The organism is Neisseria sp. GT4A_CT1 (genome assembly GCF_000227275.1).
Lineage (GTDB): Bacteria > Pseudomonadota > Gammaproteobacteria > Burkholderiales > Neisseriaceae > Neisseria.
In genome coordinates this window covers 125,702-147,205 of the sequence record NZ_JH164964.1, presented here as the reverse complement: position 1 = coordinate 147,205, position 21,504 = coordinate 125,702, and the positions used below count along the sequence as shown (strand labels likewise).

Genomic DNA, 21,504 nt, shown 5'->3' with positions numbered 1-21,504 from the left:
GGCAATAAGTATTTTCAAATGGCAGCCTTTGGCTTTTTGCCCCATCATGTCTATTTTTTGTGCCGTTCGATAATCGGGCCTCTTCCGAATCCCGACCATCCCCGTATTCTTTATCAAATCAAACCGCTATGAGCAAATCCTCTTCATCCGTCCCCCTTATCCACAAACCTTGGTTCGCTTTTTTAAGCTCCATGCGTTTTGCCGTTGCCTTGCTCAGTCTTCTGGGCGTCGCTTCGGTTATCGGGACGGTGTTGCAGCAAAACCAGCCGCAGGTCAATTATGTTGTGAAATTCGGTCCGTTTTGGTCGCAGATTTTCAACTTTTTAGGCTTGTACGATGTTTATGCGTCCGCTTGGTTTGTGGTCATCATGATGTTTTTGGTGATATCGACCAGCTTGTGCCTGATTCGCAATGTTCCGCCTTTTCTCCGCGAAATCAAATCGTTCCGTGAAAACGCCAAAGAAAAATCATTAGCGGCGATGCGCCATTCGACTGTGTTGGAAGGCAAGATGTCGTCTGAAATTGCCCGGCGTTATCTCGAAGTACAAGGCTTCAGCTGCAAAACCGTAACGCGCGAAGACGGATCGGTTTTGGTTGCCGCCAAAAAAGGGGCGATGAACAAGTGGGGCTACATTTTTGCCCATACCGCGCTGATTGTGATTTGCTTGGGCGGCTTGATAGACAGCAACCTCCTACTGAAAATCGGTATGCTGACCGGACGCGTCGTGCCGGACAATCATTCCGTCTATGCCAAAGACTTCAAACCGGAAAGCATTTTGGGTACGTCGAACCTGTCGTTCCGCGGCAATGTGAACATTACCGAAGGGCAAAGCGCGGACGTGGTCTTCCTCAATGCCGACAACGGGATGCTGGTTCAGGATTTGCCGTTTGAAGTGAAGCTGAAGAAATTCCACATCGACTTTTACAATACCGGGATGCCGCGTGATTTTGCCAGCGATTTGGAAATTACCGACAAGGAAAGCGGCAAAAAATCGGAACACACCATCCGCGTCAACCATCCGCTGACGCTGCACGGCATCACCATCTATCAAGCGAGCTTTGCCGACGGGGGATCCGATTTGAAGTTCAAAGCCTGGAATTTGGGCAATCCCAGCCGCGAGCCGGTAACGCTCAGGGCGACATCTATGCGCGACTTCCCGCTCGACATCGGCAATACGTCCTACAAACTGGAGTTTGACCAATTCACGTCTATGAACGTGGAAGACATGAGCAAGTCGTCTGAAAAAGAGCAAACCCTGCAATCAGCGATTAACGACGTGCGCGCCGTCTCTCAAGAAGACAAAAAATACACCAACATCGGCCCATCCGTTGTTTACCGAATCCGCGACAAAGCGGGTCAGGCTGTCGAATATAAAAACTATATGCTGCCCGTCAAGCAGGATCAGGATTATTTCTTCATCACCGGTACGCGCACAGGTCTGGAACAGCAATACCGTTGGCTGCGCATTCCTGCCGATAAGACTTTCAAACCCGACACCTTCATGGCGATGCGCGAACTCTTGAAAGACGAAGCCGCACGCAAAGCCGTCATCCGCAACGCGACCTTGAACGCGCCCGACAACATCCGCGAGCAATTCACCCTTGCCGCCGAAAACACCTTGGGCATTTTTGCGAAAGGCGGCTATTTGGCGTTGGACGAATTTATCACCAAAAACATCCCCAAAGCGCAGCAGGAAAAAATGCAGGGATATTTTTACGAAATGCTGTTCGGCGTCATGAACGCCGTATTGGAAGAAACCATCCAAAAATACAAGCTGCCCACATGGTCTCAAGACGAAGCGCGCAACCGCTTCCTGCTGCACAGCATGGACGCCTATACCGGCCTGACCGAATACCCCGCCCCCATGCTCCTGCAACTGGACGGCTTTGAAGAAGTCCGCTCCTCCGGCTTGCAAATGACCCGTTCGCCCGGTGCATTTTTAGTCTATTTAGGCTCTGTTTTGCTGGTTCTCGGCACGATATTTATGTTCTACATCCGCGAGAAACGCGCGTGGGTTCTGTTTTCAGACGACCGCATCCGCTTTGCCATGTCTTCCAGCCGCAACGAGCGCGACCTGCAAAAAGAGTTTCCGCAACATACACAAAGCCTGCAACGACTGGCGAAAGATTTGAACCATGACGCATAACCATAACCCCCTACCCGAACACGAGCTGCTGACGCACAAATCGTTCCTCAAGTCCCTGAATACGGTCGACTGCCTATTCGCCCTCCTGACCGCAGCCGGCGCATTCTTCGCCCAAACCCGCATTCAGCACGCCATGGACATCTACGAAATGGTGATTTTGTGGGCAAGCGCGGGCATTACCGTCTTTTTAGGCTGGTTTTTTAAACCCATGCGCTGGTTTGCCCCCTTGTGTGCCGTCCTCGCATACGGCGCCGTCATGCTCTACGATGGCGAAATCACGCATTCCGACGGCTTCCTGCTCAAATACTTCCTCAGCAGCCAGTCCGCGATTATGTGGCAATGCGCCTTCGTCTTCTTCGCACTCTTCGCCTATATCACCGGAGCCGTGTTGGCACAACGCAAAAACGTCGCCACCAACACCCTGCTCGGCATGGGTTCCGTATTCGCCTGGGTGTCCGCAGTTGCAGGCTTTACCGGACTTTTAGTACGCTGGCACGAAAGCTACCTCTTGCGCCCTGACGCAGGACACATCCCCGTTTCCAACCTCTACGAAGTCTTCATCCTCTTCCTCGTCATCACCGCACTGATGTACCTCTACTACGAAACCCGTTTCGCCGTACAAAAACTCGGCGGCTTCGTCTTCAGCTTCATGGCGATCGTCGTCGGCTTCGTCCTTTGGTACAGCTTTTCCCGCGAAGCACACACCATCCAACCCCTGATTCCCGCCCTGCAATCATGGTGGATGAAAATCCACGTCCCCGCCAACTTCATCGGCTACGGCGCATTCTGTATTGCCGCCATGCTCGGCATCGCCGAACTTTGGGCATTGAGAAACGAAAACGCCGGCAAAAAATCATCGCTGCCGCCTTCGCAAGTCATCGAAGAAGTCATGTACAAAGCCATCGCCGTCGGCTTTTTATTCTTCACCATCGCCACCATCCTCGGCGCACTGTGGGCAGCCGACGCATGGGGACGCTACTGGAGCTGGGACCCGAAAGAAACTTGGGCATTCATCGTCTGGCTCAACTACGCCGTCTGGCTGCACTTGCGCCTCGTCGCCGGCTGGCGCGGCAAAATCCTCGCATGGTGGGCAGTCATCGGACTGTTCGTTACCGCCTTCGCCTTCATCGGCGTCAACATGTTCCTGAGCGGCCTGCACTCTTACGGCACCTTGTAAGCGTCAAAACACAATAAAGAAAGGTCGTCTGAAAAGCTTATATGGTTTTCAGACGACCTTTTTTGAAAATACGGGCTGTGCTTGTATCTCTTTTGCTTTGATGGCTTCCGTTTAAAACAAAGGAATCTCTCGCAAGAAAACACGGGAGCTTCAATCCCTCCCTTAGTAGAGGTCGTCTGAAAACAGTTTCCCATTTTCAGACGACCTTTTCGCACCATCAGGCGCAGCAAAATACAATCACACCAAATTCACCCCCAATATCCCTCCCCTTCCTATTGAAACACCCCTTCCGATAGACCATAATCCCATCTATCACACAAAACACTTGTACATTGCGCCGATTTACCCCTGTTTTGCCCTCAACCCCACATCAAAATAACAAAGGTCAACATCATGTGCCAACTGCTCGGCATGAACTGCAACACCCCCACAGACATCGTCTTTTCCTTTGAAGGCTTCCGCCGCCGCGGCGGCATTACCGACCACCATGCAGACGGTTTCGGCATCGGCTTTTTCGAAGGCAAAGGCGTACGCCTGTTCCACGACGACAAACCCAGCGCCGCCTCGCCCGTCGCCGACCTCGTTCGCGCCTACCAAATCAAATCCGAAAACGTCATCGCCCACATCCGCAAAGCCTCGCAAGGACAAACCTCGCTGGCAAACACCCACCCCTTCATGCGCGAAATGTGGGGCGAATACTGGCTGTTTGCACACAACGGACATTTAATCGATTTCTACCCCGAACAAGGCGAGTATTACCATGCCGTCGGCACCACCGATTCCGAACGCGCCTTCTGCTACATCCTCAACCGCCTGCGCAGCCGCTTCGCCACCAAGCCCGACCCGGACACCCTATTCGACGCCCTCGCCGCACTGACCCACGAAATCCGCCGCTTCGGACTGTTCAACTTCGTTATGTCCAACGGCGACAACCTGTTTGCCCACGCCAGTACGCTTTTGCACTACATCGTACGCAAAGCCCCGTTCGGCAAAGCACGGCTTTTGGACGACGACGTCATGGTCGATTTTTCCGAAGTCACCACCCCCAACGACAAAGTCGCCGTCATCGCCACCTTACCGCTGACCCGCGACGAAACCTGGTCGCAACTGGCAGTGGACGAACTGGTCATGTTCCGACAAGGCGACATTGCCCGCAGCGACCGTCCTGAACAACCCGTTTACATGAGCGTAGAAGAAGGCTTGGCAATCGCCCGCGCCGTCGGCGTATCCGTTTAAAACAAAGAGGTCGTCTGAAAACCCAGATTCAAGGTTTTCAGACGACCCCTTCAACCCATAATAAACCCACCGACTATACGGGAATAGCTCAATCGGCTACAATTCCGTTTCACAAACAAATAAATTCAAAAACTTATGAAATGTCCGTTTTGTCAGCATCCCAATACTCAAGTCACTGATTCGCGGCTCTTGGAAGAGACGAACAGCATCCGCCGCCGCCGCCGTTGCGTGGAGTGCGGGCAGCGGTTCAGTACGTTTGAAACGGTCGAAATGCGGATGCCGCAGGTGATTAAATCCAACGGTACGCGCGTGGCGTTTAATCCGCACAAGCTGAGAACCAGTTTGGAACGGGCTTTGCACAAACGCCCGATCGCCCAGGAAAAAATCGATGAAACGGTCGCACTGATTGAGCAGCGTCTGTATCAGTCGGGCAACAAGGAAGTGCCGTCGCGCATGGTGGGGGAAATGGCGATGGAGGAATTGGCAAAAATCGATCAGGTCGCTTATGTCCGTTTTGCTTCCGTGTATAAAAGTTTCAACGACGTGTCCGAGTTTACTCAGGCAATCGCCACGCTGGTGCAGACTGACGGGAAATAGGTCGTCTGAAAGCGGTGTGTTGATGATGAAGAGGATGTTTATGAAAAGAGTTTTATCCGTAGCCGCCGCACTATTCTGCCTTGCCGCCTGCAACCCCGAACAGGGCGATGCGGCGTCGAAAGTCGCCTCCGATACGGTTCAAACGCTGACGAGCATGGACGGCAAAATTTCCATCTCTGTCCACAACAGCCACTTCTCCGACATCATCGCCGATTCCGCTCGCCATCCGAAAAACGTTCCCGCCTCCAACCTGATTCTGCTCCAACACGACCCTGAAGCGCGCATTACCATTTATGCAGCGAACAACGGCCCGGCGCAAACGGATGCCAAAACCTATTTCGCCGAACTCAAAACCGCCCTGCAATCGGACGAAACTCAAAATGTCCGCGTCGGTATCGCCACCGACAACCGCATGAATTACCAAACCGACCGCGAAGACCGGCAAGGTACGTTCAACCAATACTGCATCGCCATTCACGAAGCCAATATTTATACCGTTTGCGCGTACAGCCATCATGCGGGGCAGAAAGATTTGTCCGTCGTTTTAAAAGAAGTGAGTTTGGCGCATTAGCATTTTGACGAATGGAACACGGCGAAGGTCGTCTGAAAACGGAAAACTTTAAGAAATCCAAATTATGTTTGATTGTATTGATACCCAAATGATGCAAAACGCCCTTGCCCTTGCGCGGCTCGGGCGTTTTTCCACTTCCCCCAATCCCCGCGTCGGCTGCGTGATTGCACACGGCAGCCAAATCGTCGGGCAGGGGTTTCATGTCAAAGCGGGCGAACCGCATGCCGAAGTGCATGCGCTGCGGCAGGCGGGCGAAATGGCGCGCGGAGCGACGGCTTATGTGACGCTCGAACCGTGTAGCCATTACGGCCGTACGCCGCCCTGCGCCGAGGCTCTTATCGGCTCGGGCGTGTCGCGCGTGGTCGCCGCCATGACCGACCCCAATCCTTTGGTGGCAGGCAAAGGTTTGGCAATGCTCGAAGCCGCAGGCATCCGCACCGAAAGCGGTTTGCTGGAAACCGAAGCGCGCGAACTCAACCGCGGCTTCCTTTCCCGTATCGAACGCGGCCGCCCGTTTGTCCGCATCAAATGCGCCGCCAGCCTGGACGGCAAAACCGCGCTCGCCGACGGACGCAGCTACTGGATTACCGGCGAAGCCGCAAGGGCGGACGTGCAAACCTTACGCGCGGAAAGCTGCGCCGTCTTAACCGGCATCGGCACGGTGCTTGCCGACAACCCGCGCCTCAACGTCCGCGCCTTCCCGACCCTGCGCCAACCTGCGCGTATCGTGTTGGACAGCAAACTGCAAACGCCGTTGGGCAGCCACATAATTTCAGACGACCTCAGCCCCACCGTCATCGTAACCGCCGTCGATGATGAAGAACGCCTCAAACCATACCGCGCGTTCAGTCATATCCGCATCTTGAGGTCGTCTGAAAACGCCAACGGACGTATAGACCTTGCCGCACTGCTGCCCCAATTGGCAGAACTGGGCTACGGCGAGATTATGGTCGAAGCGGGCGCGACACTGACCTCCGCCTTTATCGAATCAGGCTTGGCAGATGAAATCGTGTTATACCAAGCGCCGAAAATCTTAGGCGAAGGCAGAAGCCTGCTCACCCTCCCCGCCAACCCCGCCGTTTTGGCTTCGGAAGGCGAGTGGGAAAGCCGTTCGGTAGAGCTGATCGGGCAGGACGTAAAATGGGTTTTGCGTAAAAAATAGGCTGCCTTGTAAACCAGAAAGGTCGTCTGAAAACTGATTTTGGGTTTTCAGACGACCTTTTTGTCAGAAGCAACGGTGTTTTACTGCATCGCCTGATTTGCTTGACAGAGTTACAAATACCGCTTCAACATATACTGAAGTAATATTAATTTTAGGTTAAATTACGCAAATATATTAATACTAATTTTTATTAATTATTTGTATTTCCGATATTATATTTAGTCACTAACGGTATAGTAATTACTAAAAATAATACAATTCAAAATCTTACCGCCCAGCTTGATTATAATATTTGCATAAACATTTCCCAACACTCCATTATCGTCGGGCAATGCTGCATTTGCACATGCAAAACTTTTACGTCCAAAACCAATCTTAGGGAAAGATTTATTTTCGACACCGACAAAACGGATTCCGACCATGCTGTTTTTATGACTGCCGGCCGGGGTTCTGCTGCGGCATTTTGCACTGTGCGGCACGCCCTTTTCCATCACATGAGACTTGTCATGAAAAATATTACCATTCAGAAATTTGCAGATAAAACCGCCAAAATCGGCATCGTCGGCTTGGGCTATGTCGGCCTGCCGCTGATGCTCCGCTATGTGGACATCGGTTATCAGGTTTTGGGCTTCGACATCGACAAAACCAAAGTCGACAAACTCAACAAAGGCGAGACCTACATCGAGCATATTCCTGCCGAGAAAATCGCCGCCGCTTCAAACAGCCTGTTTGAAGCCACCACCGACTTCTCCCGCATCGGCGAAGTGGAAGCCGTGATTTTGTGCGTACCGACTCCGTTGAACAAATACCGCGAGCCGGACATGAGCTTTGTTATCGACACTACCGACGCAGTGAAACCTTACCTGCGCGCCGGTCAAGTATTGTCTTTGGAATCCACCACCTATCCCGGCACAACCGAAGAAGAATTGCTGCCGCGCGTTGAAGAAGGCGGCTTGAAAGTCGGTAAAGACGTGTTCTTGGTGTACTCTCCGGAACGCGAAGACCCGGGCAACCCGAATTTTGAAACCCGTACCATCCCGAAAGTCATCGGCGGTCATACCCCTGCTTGTTTGGAAGTCGGTATCGCGCTGTATCAGCCTGCCATCGACAAAGTCGTACCGGTAAGCTCCACCAAAGCCGCCGAGCTGACCAAGCTTCTGGAAAACATCCACCGCGCCGTGAACATCGGCTTGGTGAACGAGATGAAAATCGTCGCCGACAAAATGGATGTCGATATTCACGAAGTCATCGCCGCCGCGGCAACCAAACCGTTCGGCTTCGTTGCCTACTATCCCGGTCCGGGCTTGGGCGGTCACTGTATCCCCATCGACCCGTTCTACCTGACTTGGAAAGCGCGCGAATACGGCGTAAACACCCGCTTCATCGAGTTGGCAGGCGAAGTAAACTCCCATATGCCCGACTACGTCATCAGCAAAGTGGGCCTGGCTTTGAACGAACACAACCGTTCCATCAAAGACAGCAAAATCTTGGTTTTGGGTATCGCCTACAAGAAAAACGTGGACGACATGCGCGAAAGTCCGTCTGTGGAAGTGATGGACCGCCTGCACAAATTGGGTGCAAACATTTCCTACTCTGACCCGCACGTGCTTGAATTCCCATACATCCCCGGCCACCACTACTTCGACCTGAAGAGCGAGCCGCTGACGCCGGAAACCATAGCGAAATACGACTGCGTGGTGCTGACGACCGACCATGACAAGTTTGACTACGACATGATTGCCGAACACGCCAAACTGATTGTCGATACGCGCGGCAAGTTCCCTGCGAAAAACCCGAAAGTCGTGAAAGCGTAACACCTTTGACGATTGAGGCGGACTGCTTGCCGACAGCTCTCGGCAGGCAGTCGGCTTTCTTAGACCGTTTGTTTTCAGACGACCTAAGAAAGCCCTTATTTATATGATGCTGCTGCGTTTTCAGGTCGTCTGAAAATCTTGGCGGCAACAAACCCCACCTATTTATGAATATAAGAAAAATACTCGGTTATGCCTTAGGCCCGATAGGCAGCGCGGCTTTCGGCATCCTCTCGCTTCCGCTGATTTCATGGTACTACCCTGCGGAAGACATCGGCCGTATCGTCTTACTGCAAACCATATCCGCTCTGACCATCCTGATTTTGGGGCTGGGCTTGGATCAGGCGTATATCCGCGAATACTACGCCAGCGAAGACAAAGCCGCGCTATTCAAATCCTTCAGCCTGTCCTCGTTTGTTTTGAGCATTGCCGGGGTATTGCTGATACTTTTGTGGAATCCTTCTTGGCCTTCCGAAATTATTTTTGATTTGAACAACACCAAGCTGGGTATTCTGTTTTTGGTTTTTTTACTGACTACCCTGTTTATCCGCTTTTTCTCGCTCATCCTACGGATGCAGGAAAAGGCAATTGCTTTCTCGCTCAGCCAACTGACACCGAAATTCCTGATTTTGGTTTTGGTTTTGCTCTTCATCCTAATCGGCTTGCCAACCCACACCACCAGCCTGGTCTTTGCCTATACCGCCGCCCAAATACTGACCGTCGCTGTATTGATCTACCAAACCCGAACGGATTTGGCCGCCGCCATCCGTTCGCCTTGGTCGGCAAAGCTGCACAAAATGGGTCTGCAATACGGACTGCCTTTGGCATTCGGCAATCTCGCCTACTGGGGGCTGACGTCTATCGACCGCTTTGTTTTGAAAGAAATGGCAAGTTTGGAGCAACTGGGGATTTACTCGATGGCGGTCAGCTTCGGCGCTGTCGCCCTGATTTTCCAAAGCGTATTCTCAACCATATGGGCGCCATTGGTGTTCAAATGGGTTGAAGACAACACCAACCTCGACAAAATCGGCGGCATTACCCTGTCGATGACTGCGCTCATCAGCGCGATGGTTTGCTTTATCGGTATTTTTTCGCCGGTGGTCACTTGGATTCTTCCCGGGAAATATGCATCGGTACAGTTTATTTTACTGTCGTGCATGATGTTTCCTTTGTTTTATACGCTGACGGAAGTGACCGGCATCGGTTTGAACGTCGTCAAAAAAACCTGGCTGATTACCGCAGTCAATATTGCGGCATTCCTGCTGAACTTCGGCCTGCTGTATTGGCTGGTTCCGCTCTTGGGCGCACGGGGCGCCGCAATGGCGAGCGCGACTTCTTTTTGGGTGTTTATGCTCATCAAGACAGAATTGTCTTCAAGGATGTGGCAGAAGCTGCCCTGCCGGAAAATTTATACCCATACCGCACTCTGCCTGATTTTGTGCCTGGGCTACACCTACTTCGGCAACACCGGCAACTACTACATTTTTGCTTTAATCTGGCTGGCAGGTTTGATTGCCCTGACTGTGAAATACAAAACACCACTTTCTTCAGCTTTATCAGTAGTGAAAGGTCGTCTGAATAAAAAACATTCAACACAATAACAACCATACTGCGCGCAGTTTTTGATTCTGCCGCTACAAAACGCTTACTCACCGAGAATCTTTGATTTTGTGCCCTGTCCGCAACCCATGTGGCTTGTACGCCGACACACTCGACACAGGTATTATCATGCATACATTAATCATTCCTTCTTGGTATCCATCCACTCCGGACGACGTCAACGGAATCTTCTTCCGCCTGCAAGCACAAGCCTTGCAACGCTCCGGAGTCAAAGTAGGGGTCGTTGCACCGATATTCCGTTCGTTCAGAACTCAGGCAAAAACTGCGTTCAACCCGAAAAATTACGGAATAAGGACCTACATCGACAAAGACGTACCGACTTATGTGTACGACAGCATGTTTTTCTTCCCGCGCATTCCGCATATCGACCGCAAACGGGAAATCGCCGCCAGTATGAAACTGTTCCGCCGATACGTTGCAGACCACGGCATGCCCGACGTCCTGCACGCGCACTGCGTCAACAGCGGCGGCATCATTGCATACGAAATCCACAAAGCAACCGGCATTCCGTATGTCATCACTGAACACAGCACCACCTACGCCCGCAAACTTATCCGCAACTGGCAACGCCCGCTGATGTATGCCGCCGCCCAAAACGCCGCCTGCCGCCTGGCAGTCAGCCGCGACTTTGCCGAACTGCTGAAAGAAGAATACCGCGGATTGGAGTGGCAATATGTTCCCAATATCCTGTCCGCCAGCTTTGAAGCACCGATCGACCTTGCCGACAAACCCGCCAACGAAGACTTTACCTTCTGCTCGGTCGCACACCTGCAACATAAAAAAGGCTACGACATCCTGCTGCCCGCCTTTGCCGAAGCAGTCAAAGCCTATCCGAACCTGAAGCTGAAAATCGGCGGCGGCGGCTACGAAGAATTCAAGCTGCACCGTTTGGCAAAAGATTTGGGGCTGGAAAACAACGTTATCTTTGAAGGTCGTCTGAAAAACGAAGAAGTCTTGGAATTGATGTATCAAAGCGATGCCTTCGTATTGGCCAGCCGCCACGAAACTTTCGGCGTCGTTTTCATCGAGGCTTTGGCTCAAGGGCTGCCCGTCATCGCGACGCGCTGTGGCGGTCCTGAGACTATCGTCAATCCATCCAACGGGCTTTTGGTCGATGTCGGAGACCAAAAATCGCTGACGGAAGCACTTATCTCTCTCTATCGGAACCGGAAAAAATATTTCCCGCGCCTGTTGCGCGAAAACTGCCTGAAAGAATTTGGAGAGCGTCCCGTTACCGAACAAATCATTTCTGCATATAATAAAGCTCTTGGAACGACCTAAATTTCAGGAAGCAACGTGAAAATTAAAAAACAAAATATATACATTACTATGCTTTATACGATGGTTACCGCCTACATGCTGGGGCCGATGCTGTCGTATAAACTGGGGATTCCGCGTATCGACAATCCGCTGACCCTCTTGCTGGTGCCTGCCACCCTGCTGATTTTTTTCATAGAAAACAAAACATTCAACAGCAAGGCAGGACTCATGCTGATGGCGGTCGGGCTGATGACCGGCTGGAGCGCAATCCATCTGTTCATCACGCCCTTGGATTCGGTCAGGGTCATGGATACCTTTTTCTTCCTGTCGGTCGCCGGTTTGTTTTACCTGCTGTATCTGATTTTGAGCCGACACGAAAACCCCTTGCGCTTCGTACGCAGGCTGTTGGTTTACTTTTGCGCCTTTATCATTATCCCGCCCGTTATCGAAGTATTGACCGGCATCCAGTTTGTCAAATCAGACGAAATTTTGGCGATTGAGGCCGGCGTTATTAAAGGCTTTTTCTTCAACCCCAACAACTTGGGTACGACTGCCCTGTTCTTCGCCCCTGCCGTGTTGATATTTTTCAATATCGGCGTCAACAAGAGGGAATATTTTTTCGGCTGGATTTTATTTTTGAGTTTGGGCGCGATTGTTTTCGCCAGCGCATCGCGTACGGCGACGATGAGTTACATTATTTTGTTTATCCTGAACTTGATTTACCGTAACAACGGGCTGTTTACGCTGATGACCATAGGCGTTACAGGCGCAGGCTTGTCGATGATTCCGAAACAGTACATTGCCGATTTCCTGCTCTCGATGCACGGCAATGCCTTTTTGGAAAACATTTCTTCCCGCCTGTATTTGTTCCTGTTCAATTTGGAGAGTGACAACTCGGTCGGCTACCGCCAAGAAATTTACAACTACTTCTGGAGCAATCCGCCGCTTTTGCTTTACGGCTACGGCCCTAAAAACTTTCAGGAATACTTCGGCGGGCATTTGAGCGACAGCCTCGGTTTTGAAAACCCGCACAGTTTCATCATCGAACTGTATTTGGGCTTCGGCATGATTTCCTTAATCGGCTTCATCTGTTACATCATTTGGTATGCAGTGAACGTCTTTTTAAGCCAAAACCTGCGGAACAAACAAAAAGCCATCGGCTTGGCGGCAATCGGCCTGTTTATTTTGGGCGGCTTCATCCCGTCCACCATTTTGCGCATGCCCTTCCTCTGGCTGCCCTGCTTTTTGATTTTCCTATACAGCGTCCTGCCGCAGCGCGATACGGCGTACAACGCGTACCGATACACCCCTTGATAGAAAACATGATATGAAAAAAATTGTTTTGACTACTTCCATGTCCGGCCTCGGCGGCACTGAAAACGCGACCTTCCGCTTAGGACGGTTGCTCAGGCAGCGCGGCCACGAGGTCGTCCTTGCCTCTTCCGATGGCCCGCTCATCAAAGAAGCCCAAGCCTTGGGCATCCAATGGCGTCCGATTGATTTTTATCAGGGCGGCATCTTGGGCTACATCAAAGGCATGTTCGCCTACATGAAAATGTTGAAACAAGAAAAACCCGACATCATCCACTGCCAAATGGCGCGTATCGTTCCCGCCTGTGCCATCGCGGCGAAAATCTCTTCGCCGAAAACCAAAGTGTTTTACCACGCACGCGGTTTAGATGCCGAAACTTATCCGAAAATCGCCAAACTTTTCGACAAGCTGGGCGTATACATCATAGGCAACTGCAGGCACGAACAGGAAAAACTCATCCGCCACGGCTTCCCCGCCAACCGCATCACCTACACCTACAACGCCCTGCACAAAGCCGATTACGTTCCTGAAAAAACCGCCAAAGACTACGTCATGCTCGGCACGCTGTCGCGCTTGGATACCGTCCGCGCCGTGCATGTGATGCTGGACATCTTTAAGAAAATGGTTGACCGCAATATGCCCGTACGCCTCAACGTAGCGGGCATAGGCGAAGAAATGGACAATCTGAAAGCGCAAGCGAAACGCCTGGGCATAGACGACAAAGTTACCTTCCTCGGCGGCGTGCGCGATTTGACCGGCTATTTCAAAGACGTGGATATTTTGGTGAACACGCCGCACTGCATCGGCGACCACGGCGCAGGCGTCGGCAACAACATCCTTGAAGCCGGCCTCTACGACACGCCCGTCGTCACCTACAACATGGGCGGCATTTCCGAAATGGTCATTACCGGCGAAACCGGATACTGTTTCCCATTCGGCGAAGACGAAGCCTTTATCGAAGCCGTCGATCAACTCATCAAGCAGCCCGAGCTGCGCGAAAAGATGGGCAAAGCCCTGCATAAACACGTTGAGACCTTGTGTTCCGATGATGAAATCTATCGCACCACAATGGCCGCTTACGATATGTGAGGTCGTCTGAAAATATGAACATCACCATCGTCGCCCCCTACTGTTCGCTGCCGTCCGAGCCGCATTTCAACCGCTTCTGGTATCTTGCCGAGCTGTTGTCGCAGTCTCATGACGTGCTGCTGATTACCAGCAATTTCAAACACTACGACAAATCTTTCAGACGACCTGAAGATGCCGAATCTGCCTCGCAAGGTCGTCTGAAAGTCATGCTGCTGGAAGAGAGCGGCTACGGCAAAAACGTATCGCTGGACCGCGTCAAAAGCCATCATGTGTTCGTCAAAAATTTTGAGCAATGGCTGAACAATTGCCGCCCAGGCGAACAAGACGTCGTCTTTTCCGCCTATCCGCTGATCGCCACCAACCTGCTTTTGGGCGAACACAAAGCGCGTTTGGGCTACAAGCTGATTATCGACGTGCAGGACGTATGGCCTGAATCTTTCTCCTCGGTTGTGCCGTTTTTGAAAAAAATCCCGCACAACCTGCTGCCCTTCTCCTCCCGCGCCAACCGTGCCTACCGCTACGCCGACGCGCTGGTCGCCGTATCGCAGACCTACCTCGACCGCGCCAAAGAAGCCAATCCGAACGTACCCGGCGAAGTCGTCTATATCGGTGCGGATTTTCCGAAACTCGATGCCGCGCCGGCAAAAGACTTCGGCGACGACAAAACCCGCTTCTTCTACTTGGGTACGCTCAGTTACAGCTATGACGTGGAAACCGTGTGCAAAGGCGTTCGGAAACTGTTGGACGGCGGCGAAAATGTAGAGCTGCACATCATGGGCGGCGGCCCCGATTTGGACAGGCTCAAACAATACGCCTGCGACGGCATCAAGTTTTACGGCTACATCCCCTACGCCGAAATGATGTCGGTCGCCAAGGGCTGCGACATCTCCGTCAACGCCATCCATTCCTACGCCATGCAGTCGATTACCAACAAACTGTCCGACTATATGGCATTGCAAAAACCGATTTTAAACAGCCAGGTCAACGACGAAGTTGCCGAAGTCCTCACCCTGCTGCCGCACGCGGACTACCGTTCCGGTGATGTGGACAGCTTCGTCCAAGCCGCCAAAGACATTCTGGCGCGCAAAAACGACCCCGTTCAATCCGACGAAATCGTCCGCCGCTTCAAGCGCGACGTGGCGTATCAAAAAATCGTCAACCTGATTGAAAGATTAGCCCATGAGTAAATTCTTCAAACGCCTGTTTGACATCATCGCCTCCGCCTCAGGACTGATTTTCCTCTCGCCCGTATTTTTGATTTTGATATACCTCATCCGCAAAAACTTGGGCGAACCGGTATTCTTCACCCAAGAGCGGCCGGGCAAAGACGGCAAACCGTTCAAAATGATCAAATTCCGCTCCATGCGCGATGCGGTCGACAAAGACGGTAACCCGCTGCCCGACAGCGAGCGGCTGACCCCTTTCGGCAAAAAACTGCGCGCGACGAGCTTGGACGAACTTCCAGAGCTTTGGAACGTTCTAAAAGGAGAGATGAGCCTGGTCGGCCCAAGACCGCTGTTGATGAGCTACCTGCCGCTTTACAACGAATTTCAAAACCGCCGCCACGAAATGAGGCCCGGCGTAACCGGTTGGGCGCAGGTCAACGGGCGCAACGCGCTTTCGTGGGACGAAAAGTTCGCACACGATATTTGGTATATCGACCATTACAGTTTTTGGCTGGATATGAAAATCCTGTTTCTGACAGTCAAAAAAGTCTTTATCAAAGAAGGTATTTCGGCTGAGGGAGAAGCCACCATGCCCTATTTCACAGGAAATGACACTGATGCGAAAAAATAACGTACTTATCCTTTCCGCGGGAAGGCGCGTTGAATTGGTACAGGATTTTCAAACCGAAGCTGCCAAGTTTTCAGACGACGTCAAGATTTTGACGACGGATTTGGTGCCGCGTATGTCCTCCGCCTGCCACGTTTCGGACGGTTCGTTTGAAGTGCCGCTGATTAGCGCCGATTCATATATCGACAGCATTTTCGATCTGGCGGTACGCGAAAACATCGGTTTAATCATCCCGACCATAGACACCGAACTGCAAAAGTTGGCAGACGAGCGCGAACGCTTCGAAGCGGCAGGCATCCACATCGTCGTTTCCGACTCGGACTTCATCGCGCAATGCCGCGACAAACGGAAAACTGCCAGTTTGTTTGCCCGCTACGGCATACGCTCGCCCGAAATTTACGACCGCGAGAAGCTGGTTTTCCCTTGCTTCGCCAAACCCTACGACGGCAGCCGCGCCATCGGTGCTAAACGGATCGACACGCCAGCCTGCCTGACGCCTGAAATCGTGGACGACCCCAAGCTGATGTTCTGCGAGCTTATCGACATCGAAAACGAATTTTCCGAATTTACCGTCGATATGTATTACGACCATGAAGGTCGTCTGAAATGCGCCATCCCGCGAAAACGCTTGGAAGTACGCTCCGGCGAAGTCAGCAAAGGCGTTACCCGCAAAAACAGCCTCTACCAAACGCTGCTGGAAAAAATGGCGGTATTGGAAGGCGCGCGCGGCTGCATTACGGCGCAGTTCTTCTGCAACGAAGAAACCGGCGAATTCTACGGCGTGGAAATCAACCCCCGCTTCGGCGGCGGCTTCCCGCTGACGTATGCCGCAGGCGGCAATTACCCGGGCTGGCTGATGCACGAATACTTCCGCAACGAAGAAATTCCGTTTTCAGACGACTGGGAAAACAACCTCATCATGCTGCGCTACGATGCCAAGGTCTTAGTTCATGAAAACGATTAATCCTGAAACCGCCGTCATTGTCTTCGACTTGGACGATACGCTGTACTCGGAATACGAATACAAACTCTCCGGCATCCGTGCAATCGTCGATACCGTTACCACCCTGTATCCCGATTGGGATTCAGACGACCTATGGCGCAGTATCGACCCCGACGGCAAAGACTGGCTGGACAAGTTGTGCCGCCACTGCGGTTTCAACGAATCGGAAAAACAGGTTCTTCTGTGGCAATACCGGCTGCACCGCCCGACGCTGACGCCGTATGCCCCGCATGATTTCCTGTCCGAGCTGACCGCGCCCTTCGCCGCACGCGCGCTGATTACCGACGGCAGAAGCCTGACCCAACGCTTGAAACTGGAAGCCTTGGGGCTGTATTCCCTGTTTGACGACATCCTCGTCTCCGAAGCCTGCGCTTCGGAAAAGCCCGACGGCAAACGCTTCCGCTATTTACAAGACAAATATGCCGAAAAGGCAGACTGTTTCATCTACATCGGCGACAACCTTTCCAAAGACTTCATCGCGCCGAACGCTTTGGGCTGGATCACCATAGGGCTGCATCCGTCCGAGCACAATATTCACCACCACTTACCCGAAAACTTTAACAAAGAACACCATCCCGATGCGTGGATCAGCTCCCTGCAAGATTTGGCGCAGCTGATTGCCCCTTCGGACTGTTCAACAAAATCACACATTAGCTGATAAAACAAAAAGGACTCTTACATGACAAAAATATTATTCATGGGACGTAAACGGCTTTCCGCCAACCTGCTCCGGCTCTTATCTTCACAAAACGGCATCGAAATCGTCGGTGTACTAACCGACAGCCACCTGCAAGGCTCGCCGACGGCCGCCGCCGCCAAAGAATTGGGCTTGCCGCTCTACACTTTCGACACTGCCTTGGAAGCAATGAAAGAAGGTCGTCTGAAATACGACTTGGGCTTGTCCGTACTCTACTGGCGCAAACTGCGCGACGAATTCCTGACCGTCCCGCGCTTGGGTACGATCAACTTCCACCCGGCCCTGTTACCCGAATACAAAGGCACAGGCGGCTACAACCTCGCCATCATGGACGAATTGTCCGAATGGGGCAGCACCGCCCACTACGTCGATGCCTCCATCGACACCGGCGAAATCATCGAAGTGGACCGCTTCCCCATTGATTCTTCTGCCGAAACCGCCCAATCGCTCGAACGCAAAACCATGCAGGCATTGGAGCCGTTTGCACAACGCATTATCGCCCGCGCCGTCGAAGCGCAAGCCAAACTGCCGACTACGCCCAACATCGGTGGTCGTTACGTCAGCCGCGACGAAATGGAAGCCATGAAGCAAATCCGCGACGGCGACGACGTCGAGAAAAAAATCCGCGCCTTCTGGTTCCCGCCTTACGACGGTGCATACGTCGAAATCAACGGTCAAAAATACACCTTGATCAACCGCCAACTGCTGGAAGAAGTCGCCCCCAAAGACTCCACCAGCCTTTTCGCAGGAAAAGCCAATGCTTAACACATCCCTCTCCCCGTGGCCGAGCTTCACCCAAGAAGAAGCCGATGCCGTTTCCAAAGTCCTGCTGTCCAACAAAGTCAACTATTGGACGGGCAGCGAATGCCGCGAATTTGAAAAAGAATTCGCCGCCTTCGCCGGCACGCAATACGCCGTTGCCCTCTCCAACGGTACACTGGCGCTTGATGTCGCGCTTAAAGCAATGGGCATAAGCGCAGGCGACGACGTCATCGTTACCTCGCGCACCTTCCTCGCCTCCGCTTCCTGCATCGTTACCGCCGGCGCAAACCCCGTGTTCGCCGACGTGGATTTGAACAGCCAAAACATCAGCGCCGAAACCATCAAAGCCGCGCTGACGCCGAATACCAAAGCCATCATCGTCGTCCACCTTGCCGGTATGCCCGCCGAAATGGACGACATCATGGACTTGGCAAAAGAACATGATTTGTGGGTTATCGAAGACTGCGCCCAAGCGCACGGCGCGAAATACAAAGGCAAATCCGTCGGCTCCATCGGACACGTCGGCGCATGGTCGTTCTGCCAAGACAAAATCATGACCACCGGCGGCGAAGGCGGCATGGTCACCACCAACGACAAAGAGCTGTGGAGCAAAATGTGGTCGTACAAAGACCACGGCAAAAGCTATGACGCCGTGTACCACCGCGAACACGCCCCCGGCTTCCGCTGGCTGCACGAAAGCTTCGGCACCAACTGGCGCATGATGGAAATGCAGGCAGTCATCGGCCGCATCCAGCTCAAACGTATGCCCGAATGGACGGCACGCCGCCAAGTGCACGCCGCCAAGCTGGCAGAAAGCCTGGGCAAATTCAAAAGCATCCGTCTGATTGAAGTCGCCGACTACATCGAACACGCGCAATACAAGTTCTATGCCTTCGTCAAACCCGAACACCTCAAAGAAGGCTGGACGCGCGACCGCATCGTGAACGAACTGAACGCGCGCAAAGTCCCCTGCTATCAAGGCAGCTGCTCCGAAGTCTATTTGGAAAAAGCCTTCGACAACACGCCGTGGCGGCCGAAAGAGCGGCTGAAAAACGCCGTCGAACTGGGCGACACCAGCCTGATGTTCTTGGTGCATCCGACGCTGACCGACGACGAAATCGCGTTCTGCAAAGAACACATCGAAGCTGTGTTGGCAGAAGCCACAGCATAAAGTACAAACCGCCGCGCCCGTATCATCGGGACGGCGGCGGTTTACCGCTTCAGCCGAATAAAAAAGGGAACCGGCAAGCAGCCGACACATACGGAAAACCAATGCTCCGTAGCAACAAACGTCTTTTCAGACGACCTTTGCATGACCGGGGTCGTCTGAAACCCACCCACAACATTATTCAGAACATACCAAAATGAATTTGGAAACCCTGTTATCCCTGCCCCGCAACGTCAAGAAAACCTTCTTCGTCATCCACGACGTTTTGATGATTTTTATCGCCTTTTGGTTTGCGCAAAGCCTCCGAGTCCAATACTCCGACGAATGGGCAAGCATGGCGAACTGGCTTGCCTTCGGCTCGACCGCCTTTTTGACCATCGCCCTATTTGTCAGACTGGGGCTGTACCGCGCCGTTACCCGCTTCGTCAGCACCCGCGTCCTGACCGCCGCCGCATTCGGCAGCCTGATTTCGGCAGTCTTGTTCTGCCTGACCACTCTGGTTTTCGAACGTAAACTGCACCTCGCCCTGCCCGTCGTTTATTTCTTGCTGCTGGTCGTCTGTATCACCAGTTCGCGCATGATTCTGCGCGCCATCCTGACCGACCGCCACAAAAAACAAATGGTGCCCGTCATCATTTACGGCGCAGGACAATCCGGCCGCCAACTGCTGGAAGCCATCAAACAGGTCAACGAATATTCCGCCGTCGCCTTTGTGGACGACAACCCCAAAATCCGCCGCACCGTCATCTACGACCTGACCGTCTATGGTCCTGAAGACATCCAATCGCTCATCGACCGCTACGGTGTGGAAAAAATCCTGCTCGCCATCCCCAGCTCCACTCAGGAAGAACGCCGCCGCATCATTCAAAGCCTCGAAAAATACAAATGCGAAGTGCTGACCATCCCCGGCATGAAAGACTTGGTGGACGGTAAAATCAAAGTCAGCGCGCTGAAAAAAATCTCTGTCGTCGATTTGCTCGGCCGCGACCCCGTCGCCCCGCGCCCCGAACTCATGGGTGCGGACATTACCGGCAAAACCGTAATGGTAACAGGTGCGGGTGGGTCCATCGGCTCCGAACTCTGCCGCCAAATCCTGAAATGCCGCCCGTCCAAATTACTGCTGTTCGAACTGTCCGAGTTCTCCCTGTACAGCATAGACAAAGAATTGCGCGAAACTCAGGCAGCCGCCGGCAGTCAAATCGAAGTCGTCCCCCTGCTCGGCTCCGTGCAAAACAAAGAACGCCTGATCAGTGTCATGACCGCGTACGGCGTTGAAACCGTCTATCATGCCGCCGCCTACAAACACGTCCCCATGGTCGAGTTCAACACCGTCGAAGGCATACGCAACAACGTCTTCGGCACGCTCTTGTGCGCCCAAGCCGCCGTCGAATCCGGCGTCAGCACCTTCGTGCTTATCTCCACCGACAAAGCCGTGCGCCCGACCAACACCATGGGCGCCAGCAAACGCATGGCGGAACTCTGCCTGCAGGCGCTTGCCGCCGAACCCGGCCAACAGACCCGCTTCTGTATGGTGCGTTTTGGCAACGTTTTAGGCTCCTCCGGCTCCGTCGTCCCCGTGTTTGAAAAACAAATCGCCGAAGGCGGCCCCATCACCCTGACCCATCAAGACATCACCCGCTACTTCATGACCATCCCCGAAGCCGCCCAACTCGTCATTCAAGCAGGCGCGATGGGCAAAGGCGGCGACGTATTCGTGTTGGATATGGGCGAATCTGTTAAAATCATTGACTTAGCCAAACAAATGATTACGCTTAGCGGCCTGAAATTGAAAGATGCCCAACATCCCGACGGCGATATCGAAATTAAAATTACAGGACTGCGTCCGGGTGAAAAACTTTACGAAGAATTGCTCATCGGAGACGAAGTGCAAAAAACCACTCATCCCCGAATTATGACCGCCAGCGAAGTAATGCTGCCATGGGCGCAATTAAATGACATAATTATGCGTATGGACTTAGCGTGCTCAAATTCAGACCAACAAACCCTGCGCGCCCTGCTGCTCGAAGCCCCCGCCGGCTTTAATCCCAAAGACGATATTTGCGATTTGGTTTGGCAGCAGACACATTAAATACCCGAC

19 protein-coding genes are annotated in these 21,504 nt (G+C 52.8%); 18 read left to right on the top strand and 1 reads right to left on the bottom strand.

All coding sequences use genetic code 11. The annotated features are described in order from the left end of the window. Nucleotides 1-128: 128 nt before the first annotated feature. The 6 genes from HMPREF1028_RS00660 (at nt 129) to ribD (ending at nt 6,890) form a co-directional block, all read left to right on the top strand. Entirely contained in the window at nt 129-2,147 is a 2,019-nt protein-coding gene (locus HMPREF1028_RS00660; protein WP_009310900.1) for a cytochrome c biogenesis protein ResB, read from the top strand. Continuing rightward, on the top strand, nt 2,137-3,324 hold the full coding sequence (gene ccsB / locus HMPREF1028_RS00655; RefSeq protein WP_009310899.1) for a c-type cytochrome biogenesis protein CcsB: 1,188 nt from the start codon (nt 2,137-2,139) through the stop codon (nt 3,322-3,324). The genes HMPREF1028_RS00660 and ccsB overlap by 11 nt, the downstream gene beginning before the upstream one ends. Nucleotides 3,325-3,717: 393 nt before the next feature. After that, a complete protein-coding gene (locus tag HMPREF1028_RS00650; protein ID WP_003769129.1) occupies nt 3,718-4,560 on the top strand; it encodes a class II glutamine amidotransferase in 843 nt (280 codons plus the stop codon). Nucleotides 4,561-4,695: 135 nt separating this feature from the next. Continuing rightward, nucleotides 4,696-5,157, top strand: coding sequence for a transcriptional regulator NrdR (nrdR, locus tag HMPREF1028_RS00645; RefSeq protein ID WP_003776195.1), 462 nt, complete (start codon nt 4,696-4,698; stop codon nt 5,155-5,157). A 40-nt stretch (nt 5,158-5,197) separates the two neighbouring features. Next, nucleotides 5,198-5,728 (top strand): hypothetical protein, encoded by a 531-nt coding sequence (locus HMPREF1028_RS00640; RefSeq protein ID WP_009310898.1) that lies wholly within the window; start codon nt 5,198-5,200, stop codon nt 5,726-5,728. A 64-nt stretch (nt 5,729-5,792) separates the two neighbouring features. Beyond that, the gene (ribD, locus tag HMPREF1028_RS00635) at nt 5,793-6,890 is read left to right on the top strand and encodes a bifunctional diaminohydroxyphosphoribosylaminopyrimidine deaminase/5-amino-6-(5-phosphoribosylamino)uracil reductase RibD (protein WP_036528826.1); all 1,098 of its coding nucleotides are present in this window, start codon (nt 5,793-5,795) and stop codon (nt 6,888-6,890) included. Between the two features lie 218 nt (nt 6,891-7,108). Here the strand turns inward: ribD and HMPREF1028_RS13030 are convergent, their stop codons facing one another. After that, entirely contained in the window at nt 7,109-7,369 is a 261-nt protein-coding gene (locus HMPREF1028_RS13030) for a hypothetical protein (RefSeq protein WP_232203750.1), read from the bottom strand. Nucleotides 7,370-7,396: 27 nt separating this feature from the next. Here HMPREF1028_RS13030 and HMPREF1028_RS00630 point away from each other — a divergent pair, with 27 nt between their 5' ends. The 12 genes from HMPREF1028_RS00630 to HMPREF1028_RS00575 all read left to right on the top strand — a co-directional run bounded on the left by HMPREF1028_RS00630 (nt 7,397) and on the right by HMPREF1028_RS00575 (nt 21,495). Next, nucleotides 7,397-8,704, top strand: a complete 1,308-nt coding sequence (locus tag HMPREF1028_RS00630) for a nucleotide sugar dehydrogenase (RefSeq protein WP_009310896.1) — start codon at nt 7,397-7,399, stop codon at nt 8,702-8,704. 164 nt (nt 8,705-8,868) lie between these two features. Next, a complete protein-coding gene (locus HMPREF1028_RS00625; protein WP_009310895.1) occupies nt 8,869-10,302 on the top strand; it encodes an oligosaccharide flippase family protein in 1,434 nt (477 codons plus the stop codon). Nucleotides 10,303-10,429: 127 nt separating this feature from the next. Beyond that, complete coding sequence (locus HMPREF1028_RS00620; protein WP_003769122.1) at nt 10,430-11,602, top strand: glycosyltransferase; 1,173 nt, start codon at nt 10,430-10,432, stop codon at nt 11,600-11,602. Nucleotides 11,603-11,617: 15 nt separating this feature from the next. Further along, a complete protein-coding gene (locus HMPREF1028_RS00615) occupies nt 11,618-12,895 on the top strand; it encodes an O-antigen ligase family protein (RefSeq protein WP_009310893.1) in 1,278 nt (425 codons plus the stop codon). A gap of 13 nt (nt 12,896-12,908) precedes the next feature. After that, entirely contained in the window at nt 12,909-13,982 is a 1,074-nt protein-coding gene (locus HMPREF1028_RS00610; protein ID WP_003776181.1) for a glycosyltransferase family 4 protein, read from the top strand. Between the two features lie 14 nt (nt 13,983-13,996). Continuing rightward, nucleotides 13,997-15,169: a glycosyltransferase gene (locus HMPREF1028_RS00605; protein ID WP_009310891.1), complete on the top strand. Its 1,173-nt coding sequence runs from the start codon at nt 13,997-13,999 to the stop codon at nt 15,167-15,169. Further along, entirely contained in the window at nt 15,162-15,779 is a 618-nt protein-coding gene (locus tag HMPREF1028_RS00600; protein WP_003769146.1) for a sugar transferase, read from the top strand. Before HMPREF1028_RS00605 ends, HMPREF1028_RS00600 begins: the two co-directional genes overlap by 8 nt. Beyond that, nucleotides 15,766-16,740, top strand: a complete 975-nt coding sequence (locus tag HMPREF1028_RS00595; RefSeq protein ID WP_009310890.1) for an ATP-grasp domain-containing protein — start codon at nt 15,766-15,768, stop codon at nt 16,738-16,740. The genes HMPREF1028_RS00600 and HMPREF1028_RS00595 overlap by 14 nt, the downstream gene beginning before the upstream one ends. Beyond that, nucleotides 16,727-17,437 (top strand): HAD family hydrolase, encoded by a 711-nt coding sequence (locus HMPREF1028_RS00590; RefSeq protein WP_009310889.1) that lies wholly within the window; start codon nt 16,727-16,729, stop codon nt 17,435-17,437. Before HMPREF1028_RS00595 ends, HMPREF1028_RS00590 begins: the two co-directional genes overlap by 14 nt. Nucleotides 17,438-17,458: 21 nt before the next feature. Further along, a complete protein-coding gene (locus HMPREF1028_RS00585; protein WP_009310888.1) occupies nt 17,459-18,241 on the top strand; it encodes a formyltransferase family protein in 783 nt (260 codons plus the stop codon). Then, the gene (locus HMPREF1028_RS00580; RefSeq protein ID WP_009310887.1) at nt 18,234-19,409 is read left to right on the top strand and encodes a DegT/DnrJ/EryC1/StrS aminotransferase family protein; all 1,176 of its coding nucleotides are present in this window, start codon (nt 18,234-18,236) and stop codon (nt 19,407-19,409) included. Before HMPREF1028_RS00585 ends, HMPREF1028_RS00580 begins: the two co-directional genes overlap by 8 nt. A gap of 193 nt (nt 19,410-19,602) precedes the next feature. Then, nucleotides 19,603-21,495 carry a nucleoside-diphosphate sugar epimerase/dehydratase gene (locus tag HMPREF1028_RS00575; protein WP_009310886.1) on the top strand — a complete coding sequence of 631 codons (1,893 nt, stop codon included), beginning with the start codon at nt 19,603-19,605 and terminating at the stop codon, nt 21,493-21,495. Nucleotides 21,496-21,504: the final 9 nt, after the last annotated feature.